Source organism: Streptomyces palmae, assembly GCF_004684805.1.
GTDB classification, from domain to species: domain Bacteria; phylum Actinomycetota; class Actinomycetes; order Streptomycetales; family Streptomycetaceae; genus Streptomyces; species Streptomyces palmae.
This window is the reverse complement of the sequence record NZ_SRID01000314.1, coordinates 1-8,291: the sequence shown is the minus strand read 5'-3', so window position 1 is coordinate 8,291 and position 8,291 is coordinate 1. Positions and strand designations below refer to the sequence as shown.

Annotated in this window: 8 protein-coding genes; 3 read left to right on the top strand and 5 right to left on the bottom strand. The window is 73.3% G+C overall.

Going from position 1 to position 8,291, the window contains the following annotated elements; all coding sequences use genetic code 11:
* The first annotated feature begins 114 nt into the window (after nucleotides 1-114).
* Both E4099_RS25080 and E4099_RS25075 read left to right on the top strand, forming a co-directional pair.
* Nucleotides 115-849, top strand: a complete 735-nt coding sequence (locus E4099_RS25080) for a class I SAM-dependent methyltransferase (protein WP_135341388.1) — start codon at nucleotides 115-117, stop codon at nucleotides 847-849.
* Nucleotides 846-1,940: a prenyltransferase/squalene oxidase repeat-containing protein gene (locus tag E4099_RS25075; RefSeq protein WP_135341387.1), complete on the top strand. Its 1,095-nt coding sequence runs from the start codon at nucleotides 846-848 to the stop codon at nucleotides 1,938-1,940. The genes E4099_RS25080 and E4099_RS25075 overlap by 4 nt, the downstream gene beginning before the upstream one ends.
* On the opposite strand, the gene E4099_RS25070 is transcribed toward E4099_RS25075, so the two are convergent.
* A complete protein-coding gene (locus E4099_RS25070; RefSeq protein WP_135341386.1) occupies nucleotides 1,937-2,713 on the bottom strand; it encodes a metallophosphoesterase in 777 nt (258 codons plus the stop codon). The two genes, E4099_RS25075 and E4099_RS25070, sit on opposite strands and share 4 nt — an antisense overlap.
* Nucleotides 2,714-3,143: 430 nt before the next feature.
* On the opposite strand from E4099_RS25070, the gene E4099_RS25065 reads away from it, so the two are divergent.
* The gene (locus E4099_RS25065) at nucleotides 3,144-3,938 is read left to right on the top strand and encodes a maleylpyruvate isomerase N-terminal domain-containing protein (protein ID WP_135341385.1); all 795 of its coding nucleotides are present in this window, start codon (nucleotides 3,144-3,146) and stop codon (nucleotides 3,936-3,938) included.
* 37 nt (nucleotides 3,939-3,975) lie between these two features.
* Here the strand turns inward: E4099_RS25065 and E4099_RS25060 are convergent, their stop codons facing one another.
* The 4 genes from E4099_RS25060 to E4099_RS25045 form a co-directional block, all read right to left on the bottom strand.
* Nucleotides 3,976-4,986, bottom strand: coding sequence for an LLM class F420-dependent oxidoreductase (locus tag E4099_RS25060; protein ID WP_135341384.1), 1,011 nt, complete (start codon nucleotides 4,984-4,986; stop codon nucleotides 3,976-3,978).
* 331 nt (nucleotides 4,987-5,317) lie between these two features.
* On the bottom strand, nucleotides 5,318-6,172 hold the full coding sequence (locus E4099_RS25055; protein ID WP_135341383.1) for a hypothetical protein: 855 nt from the start codon (nucleotides 6,170-6,172) through the stop codon (nucleotides 5,318-5,320).
* A 161-nt stretch (nucleotides 6,173-6,333) separates the two neighbouring features.
* Entirely contained in the window at nucleotides 6,334-7,299 is a 966-nt protein-coding gene (locus E4099_RS25050; protein ID WP_135341382.1) for an N-acetylmuramoyl-L-alanine amidase, read from the bottom strand.
* Between the two features lie 148 nt (nucleotides 7,300-7,447).
* A complete protein-coding gene (locus tag E4099_RS25045; protein ID WP_135341381.1) occupies nucleotides 7,448-8,089 on the bottom strand; it encodes a class I SAM-dependent methyltransferase in 642 nt (213 codons plus the stop codon).
* Between the last annotated feature and the right edge of the window lie 202 nt (nucleotides 8,090-8,291).

The window sequence follows — 8,291 nt, the reverse complement described above, 5'->3', positions numbered from 1 at the left end:
CGCCACGGCAGTTCACCTAGGCACCGCGCCACCGGCCGCTCGCACCGCCCGACGAGCAGCCCCGACGCACCCCGAGCAGTCCACTCCCGATCCGCCGGACGAAAGCAGACCCCAGTGCTGACCGTCGACTTCTCCCGCTTCCCGCTCGCCCCCGGCGACCGCGTCCTCGACCTGGGCTGCGGTGCCGGGCGGCACGCCTTCGAGTGCTACCGGCGCGGCGCTCGGGTCGTCGCGCTCGACCGCAACGGCGACGAGATCCGCGAGGTCGCCAAGTGGTTCGCCGCCATGCGCGAGGCCGGCGAGGCGCCCGAGGGCGCCACCGCCACCGCCATGGAGGGCGACGCCCTCGCACTGCCCTTCCCGGACGACAGCTTCGACGTGGTGATCATCTCCGAGGTGATGGAGCACATCCCGGACGACAAGGGCGTACTCGCCGAGATGGTCCGGGTGCTCAGGCCCGGCGGGCGGATCGCCGTCACGGTGCCCCGCTACGGACCGGAGAAGATCTGCTGGGCGCTGTCCGACGCCTACCACGAGGTCGAGGGCGGCCACATCCGCATCTACCGGGCCGAGGAGCTGCTGGCCAAGATGCGCGAGGCCGGCCTGCGCCCGTACGGCACCCACCACGCGCACGCCCTGCACAGCCCCTACTGGTGGCTCAAGTGCGCCTTCGGAGTGGACAACGACAAAGCGCTGCCGGTGCGCGCGTACCACAAGCTGCTGGTCTGGGACATCATGAAGAAGCCGGCCGCCACCCGGATCACCGAGCGCGCGCTCAACCCGCTGATCGGCAAGAGCTTCGTGGCCTACGCGACCAAGCCGCACCGCGACCAGACGGTGCCGGCGTGACCGCCGCGCCGCGCGGCACCGGCCGCACCGACCGCCTCGTCCTGCCCGGCGTGCTCACCGCGGAACAGGCCGCCGCCACCGTCGCCGGCATCGCCGCCGTCCAGCGCGCCGACGGCGCCGTACCGTGGTTCCGCGGCCACCACCTCGACCCCTGGGACCACATCGAGGCCGCCATGGCACTGGACGCGGCCGGTGAGCACCAGCGCGCCGAGGCCGCCTACCGCTGGCTGGCCCGCCACCAGAACCCGGACGGTTCCTGGTACGCCGCCTACCCCGACACCCCGGACGGCGTGGACGCCGCCCACCCCACCGACCGCGGCCAGGAGAGCAACTTCTGCGCCTACATCGCCGTCGGGGTCTGGCACCACTACCTGTCCACCGGCGACGACGCCTTCCTGGACAGCATGTGGCCCACCGTCACCGCCGCCATGGAGTTCGTCCTCGCCCTCCAGCAGCCCGGCGGTGAGATCGGCTGGCGGCGCGACCCGGACGGCACCCCCGTCACCGACGCCCTGCTCACCGGCTGCTCGTCCATCTACCAGGCGCTGCGCTGCGCCCTGGCCATAGCCGAGCACCGCGAGGAGCCGCAGCCGGACTGGGAGGTCTCGGTCGGGCTCCTGGCCCACGCGATCCGCAGCCACCCCGAGCGGTTCCTGCCCAAGGACCGCTACTCCATGGACTGGTACTACCCGGTGCTCGGCGGGGCGCTGACCGGCGCCGCCGCCAAGGAGCGCATCGACGAGGGCTGGGAGCGCTTCGTGGTGCCCGGCACCGGAGTGCGCTGCGTGGTGCCCAATCCCTGGATCACCGGCGGGGAGAGCTGCGAACTCGCCCTGGCGCTGTGGGTGATGGGCGAGTCGGACCGGGCGGTGGACATCCTCCAGTGGATCCAGCCGCACCTGCGCGCCGAGGACGGCATGTACTGGACCGGCTATGTCTTCGACGACCAGGTGGTCTGGCCGGAGGAGCGCACCGCCTGGACCGCCGCCTCCCTGCTGCTGGCCGTGGCCGCGCTGGGCGGTGACGAGGCCACCATCGCCGTCTTCGGTGGCGAACGGCTGCCCACCGGGCTGGAGTCGGGCTGCTGTTAGTGCCCGTCCGGCGCGGGTCGGACCGGGACGCTCCGGAAGTGGGTGGTCAGCCGGCCCTGGTCGTCCAGGACATGGAAGGCCAGCGACGGCTGGTGGTCCAGGTGGACGTAGTCCTCGGGGTGCGCCCAGCGCTCCCAGGGGAGCCGGGTGGTGGAGACGACCCCGGGCGCCACCAGCAGCGGGCGCCCGGCGAAGACGGTCGCCGCCGCGGTATGGGCGTGGCCGCACAGGAAGGCCGTGAGATTCGGGTGCCGGTCGGCCAGCGCGGCGAGCCGATCCTCCCCGAACTGGCGTATGCCGTCCACGTAGGGGATGTGCAGCGAAACCGGCGGATGGTGGAACCCGACCAGCACCGGCACCCGCGACGGCGTCCGGTCCAGCACCTCGTCCAGCCACTCCAGCGTCTCCTCCTCCAGGAAGCCCTCGTCCTTGCCGGGCACCGAGGAGTCGGCCAGGGCGATCACCAGCTCGTCGGTCCGGTGGACCTGGTTGACCGGTGCCGCCGAGGCCGGCCGGCCCAGCAGGTGGGTGCGGAACGCCTGGCGATCGTCGTGGTTGCCGGGGCAGATCAGCACCGGGTGCCGCGAGGTCAGCAGCTCGCGGGCCCGCTCGTACTCGGCGGGCAGGGCATGGTCGGTGACGTCCCCGGTGACCAGGACGGCGTGCAGGTCGTAGGGGAGATCCTCGAGGTAGGCCATCACAGCTCGGGTGCGCTCGGTACTGCGCTGTCCGGAGTCGATATGGGTGTCGCTGAGATGAGCGATCACGATCATCGCGCTGGCTCCTTGTCACGGGTGCGGAATGCGGACGACGGCGCGTGCCGCCTCCCGGGGGCAGACCGCGGATCCGCCCTCCGACCCTAGCCAGGGAGCGAGTCGCAGAGAAGATCCACTTCCGTGACGAACTCCCGGTCGGGCGCGGGAAGCCCTCACCGGGAGTGGCGGCAAGGATCCCCGCCCACGGGCCGCAGCCGGTGGGCACGATTTCGACCCCAGCCGGGTGGGAACTCGTGCTCAAGGACAGCGGCACCCTCCAAAGCGGCCTTGGAGCGGTTCAGCCGCCCACCGGAGTGGGCGCCTGGGCAGGCCGAAGGCCCTCCGCCGGCGTGGGCGCCCACCCTTGGTCGCGCTCCCGTGCCGGCAGCCGGCCCGGTGGGGGCAAAAACTCCCGGCACATGCATCGGGCACGTCATACATTGAGGCCATGACGACACCCACTGCTGACCACCGTCTCGGCCACGACCGCTACTGCTCCGAAATCATCGCGCAGACCGACCAGTTGAGGGAGCTGCTGGCCCGTACGGAACTGTCGGCTCAGGTACCCACCTGTCCCGAGTGGACCATGGCGGATCTGCTCCGGCATGTGGGCGGCGCCCACCGTTGGGCCGAGACCATCGTGCGCACCCGGGCGACCGAGGTCGTACGCGGGGACCAGGTGCCCAACGGCATCGGACCGGAGGAGCGGGACGCGCTGGACGCCTGGCTGGCCGAGGGCGCCACGCTGCTCACCGAGACGCTGCGCGAGGCCGGACCGGAGACCCGGGCGTGGACGTGGACCCCGGAGGGCACCGCGGGCTTCTGGGCCCGCCGGATGACCCACGAGACGCTGGTGCACCGCGCGGACGCGGCCTCGGCGGACGGCGACTCCTTCACGGCGGACGCCGCGGTGGCCGCCGACGCCATCGACGAGTGGCTGGAGATCCTCAGCGGCCCGGCGGGGGCCCATGTCTCCCCGAAGCTCGGCGCTCTCGGCCACCCCGGGCAGAGCCTCCATCTGCACGCCACCGACGCCGATGGCGCCGAGTGGCTGATCGAGCTCGGCGAGGGCGGTTTCACCTGGTCCCGCAGCCACGCCAAGGCCACCGTGGCGGTGCGCGGCACGGTCGCCGACCTGCTGCGCGTCTTCTACCGGCGGCTGCCCGCGGACAGCGAGCGCGTCGAGGTGCTCGGCGACGCGGCGCTGCTGGAGCACTGGCTGGAGCACGCCAGCTTCGAGTGACCGCTGCCCGGCCCCGGCCGGCACCCCGCGGACGCGGTCAGCCGACCAGCTCCGCCAACACCCGCAGGGTGACCGGGTCCGGCGCGGTGACCAGCAGATCGGTGACCGGGCCCGCGCGCCACCTGGCCAGCCGTTCGGCGATCCGGGCGCGCGGGCCGACCAGCGAGATCTCGTCGGCGAGGGCATCCGGCACCGCGGTGATCGCCTCGGCGCGCCGGCCCTGTCCGAACAGCCGCTGCACGGTGCGGGCTTCGGCCTCGTACCCCAGCCGGGCCATCAGTTCGGCGTGGAAGTTGCGGGTGGCGTGCCCCATGCCGCCGACATAGAAGCCGAGCATCTCCTTGACCGGGCGCAGCCCCTCGGCGACATCCGCGCACACCCGGGCCTGGACCAGCGGCGCCACCCGGAACCCCGGCGGGGCCTGGGCCAGGGCCGCCGCGTAGCTCCCGGCGCGCTCCGGGGACCAGTACAGCGGCAGCCAGCCGTCCGCGATGCGCGCCGTCTGGGCGATGTTCCGCGGCCCCTCGGCGCCGAGCAGTATCGGCAGATCGGGGCGGAGCGGATGGGTGATGGAGCGCAGCGGCCGGCCGAGCCCGGTGCCGTCCGCGCCGGTGTACGGGTGGGGGTGGAACCGGCCGTCCAGCCGCACCGGGCCCTCGCGGCGCAGTACCTGCCGCACCACCGCCACGTACTCGCGGGTCGCGGTGAGCGGGCTGGGCGGGAAGGGTCGGCCGTACCAGCCCTCCACCACCTGCGGGCCGGACAACCCGAGGCCCAGCAGCACCCGGCCGCCGGAGAGGTGGTCCAGGGTGAGCGCGTGCATCGCGGTGGCGGTGGGAGCCCGTGCGGCCATCTGCGCCACCGCGGTACCCAGCAGGATCCTGCTGGTCCGGGCGGCGATCCAGGTGAGCGGGGTGAAGGCGTCCGAACCCCAGGACTCGGCGGTCCACACCGAGTGGTAGCCCAGTCGTTCCGCGTGCAGGGCGAGTTCCAGGCGGCGCGGATCGGGCCCGCGTCCCCAGTATCCGAGCGCCAGACCGAGCCGCATGCCGAGGTCCTCCCGCCGTCATAGCTGACGCACCGTCAGTTCTTGGTTGTACGGCAGTGAACCCGTACCGGCAACGGCGCGGGCGCGGCACCCCGGCCCTCCCGGCCATGGCCCTGGCCCATCCGGGCTTGGTTCCTGGTCCTCCCGGGCGCGGCGCCCCGGCTCTCCCGGACCTGCCCCCGGGCCCTTCCGGACGCGGCATCGGCGGTCCCGGGCCCGGCGTTCCGGACATGGCCCCAAACCGTGAAAGGGCCTCTCCCGGACATGACAGTGGCCCCCGTCCGGGGAGGACGGGGGCCATGGGTGCGGCTGCGCCACCCGGCGCGCGGAGTCAGCCGCGCTGGATGCCGGTGGTGTCCTGCAGGACACCGCGCCGACCGTCCTGGGTCTGCGCGACGAGCGCCTGACCGCGCTGCTCGACCGCCAGGTACCAGGTGCCCGGGGCGAGCTCCGCGATGGTGGCCGAGGAGCCGTCCTCGGCGTACAGCGGACGGGCCACCGGGACCGCGAACCAGAACGGCGAGAAGTTCTCGGCCGGGGCCGCCGGCTGCGCGGCGGCCGGCTGGGCCTGCGCCGGCTGGGCCTGGGCCGGGGCCGGAGCCTGGGCGCCGAAGTTCTGCTGCTGGCCGTACGGGGCCGGGGTGGCCTGCGCACCCGGGCCGGGGTAGCCGTAACCGGCCTGCGGGGCGGACGGACCGCCGTACGGGGCCGGGGCGGGAGCCGGACCGCCGGCGCCCATCAGCGGGGCCTTGAGGGCCGGGACCGTCATGGAGAGGACCGCACCGGCGGCCATGGCCAGCGCGGCGATCAGGGAGAGGATGAGACCGATGCCCGCGTCCGGACCGTCGCCGCCCATCATGTTCTCCACGCCACCCGCCGGGTCGAAGATCTGCCCGAGGGCGTTCCACGCGGTGAGGATGGCGAAGGCGGTGCCGAGGGTGACCAGGTCGATCCCGATGACCTTGGGCGGCTGCGGCAGCCCGCGACCCAGCACGATGCACGCGGCGGCGATGATCCCGGAGAAGGTGACGCCCATCAGCAGGGGACCGCTGTCCCAGGCGGAGGTGAGGTCGAGGCTGTCCGGAGCGTTGTCGACGGAGAAGACATCGAGGAACGAGGCGATGAAGAGCAACACCGCTGCTCCGATCACCACGCCATCGCCTCGAGTGAGAGAGCGGATGTTCAACGTATGGTCCTTACGTCGTCTCGTTGGGAAATCGTGTCGCTGTCAGACGCATGGCGCGCGAGCGAGGGGGGGTCCCATCGTACGGGTGAATCCCGCACCGAACAGGCCAGGGCGGCCCTCTCGGTATCCGCCCGTTACGACGCTGTTTCGGAGCGGAGAAACTATCCCCGCAAGAAGTCCGTAATGCCCTGCGCGATACCGCGCGCCGCCTGTTCCCGCCAGTGCGCGTCGGTCAGACGCGCGGCGTCCTCGCGGTCACGCATGTTGCCGCACTCGATGAACACCTTGGGAACAGTCGAGAGATTGAGGCCGCCCAGATCGTCGCGGACCGTCAATCCGCTGCCGCCCCCCAGGTAGTTGGCGGGCTTGCTTTCGGTGGCCTGGCCGAACCGGCTGATGAGCTGGTCCGCGAGGGCGCGGGACGGGGCGACGATCTTCGAGGTGTCGGCCTTGCCGCGGTGGACCGGGGCCGGGGCGATCACATGGAAACCCCGGTTGCCGGGGCCTGCCCCGTCGGCGTGCACCGAGACCACCGCGTCGGCGTGGGCCCGGTTCCCGATCCGGGCGCGCTCGTCCACGCAGGGCCCGTAGCGGCGGTCGCCGTCCTGGGTGAAGACCACCTTGGCGCCCTGGGCCTCCAGCAGTTTGCGCACCCGGCGGGACACGTCCAGGGTGTAGGACGCCTCGGGGTAGCCGGAGTTGGTGGCGGTCCCGGTGGTGTCGCACTCCTTGCGGGCATTGCCGATGTCCACCTGGCGGGCGATCTCGGCGGTGTGCTCGTTGTTATGCGGGTTGTGGCCGGGGTCGATCACCACGACCATGCCCTTGAGCGGCTTCTTACGGGAATTGCCTGACGTGCCGGAGTCATCGGCGCGATCGGCCTGTCCGCTGCCCGTGTGGCTCGTCTGGCCCGTGTGGCCGGTGCCGCCCGTGTCGCCGGTGTGCGGGGCGGCCGAGCCGGTAGGCGTGTGCCGCGCCTCGGCTGCCGCGCCGGCATCCCGCCCGCCGTCGTCGCGCAGCGCGTACCAGGCCAGCCAGCCGGCCGCACAGACGACCGCCACCACGGCCACGGTGACGAGGGCGCCGCGCAAGCGGCCTGGAGTGGGGGGGAAACTGCCGTTCGACACCTGGGCGATGGTAGCCGCACTCGCCCACCACGGGTGCCGGCCCTGCCGAGCCGGGTGGGCGGAGGGGTCCTTCCGTGGGCGTCGGCCCCGCTGGGTCGCCTGGGCGGACGGGTCGCTCCGCGGGCGCCGGCCCCGCCGGTCCGAGCGGTCAGACGGGTCGTTCCGCGGTCCGTCGCAGAACCCGCAGCGAGCGGGTCGCCGACACCTCGGTGAACGCGCCGGAGTCCAGCGCCCGGCGGTAGATGTGGTACGGGGCCTGGCCGCCGTCCGCCGGGTCCGGGAACACGTCATGGATCACCAGCAGACCACCGTCCACCAGCTTGGGCGCCCAGCCCGCGTAGTCCGCCCGCGCGTGTTCCTCGGTGTGCCCGCCGTCGATGAACACCAGGCCCACCGGCGCCCCCCAGACCGCGGCGACCTGCGGCGACCGCCCGACCACCGCGATCACATGCTCCTCCAGGCCGGCCGCGTGCAGGGTCCGCCGGAAGGTCGGCAGGGTGTCCATCAACCCGACCTCCGGGTCGACCACCGTCGGGTCGTGGTACTCCCAGCCCGGCTGCTGCTCCTCGGAGCCCCGGTGGTGGTCGACGGTGATCGCCACGGTGCCGGCCGCCCGCGCCGCGTCGGCGAGCAGGATGGTGGACCGACCGCAGTAGCTGCCGACCTCCAGCAGTGGCAGCCCCAGCCCGGCCGCGGCCTCGGCCGCCGCGTGCAGGGCGAGCCCCTCGTCGACGGGCATGAAGCCCTTCGCCGCCTCGAAAGCGGCAAGGGCGCCGGGCTGGGGGGCCATCTGTCCTCCTGGTGGTGCGTGGAAGGCCCATGCTGCCGTACGGCCCGGCGCCCGCCGACGGCACCCCGGGCGCGGGCGCGGTGGCGGTGGGTGGTCGCCGGAGTCCGCGGAACGGATGCGGCGGGTATGGGCGGCTGACGGTGTCCCGGGGCGCGGGCACGGGTGCGTGCGCGGTGGGGCGGGTGGCCGACGGGGCCCGGGC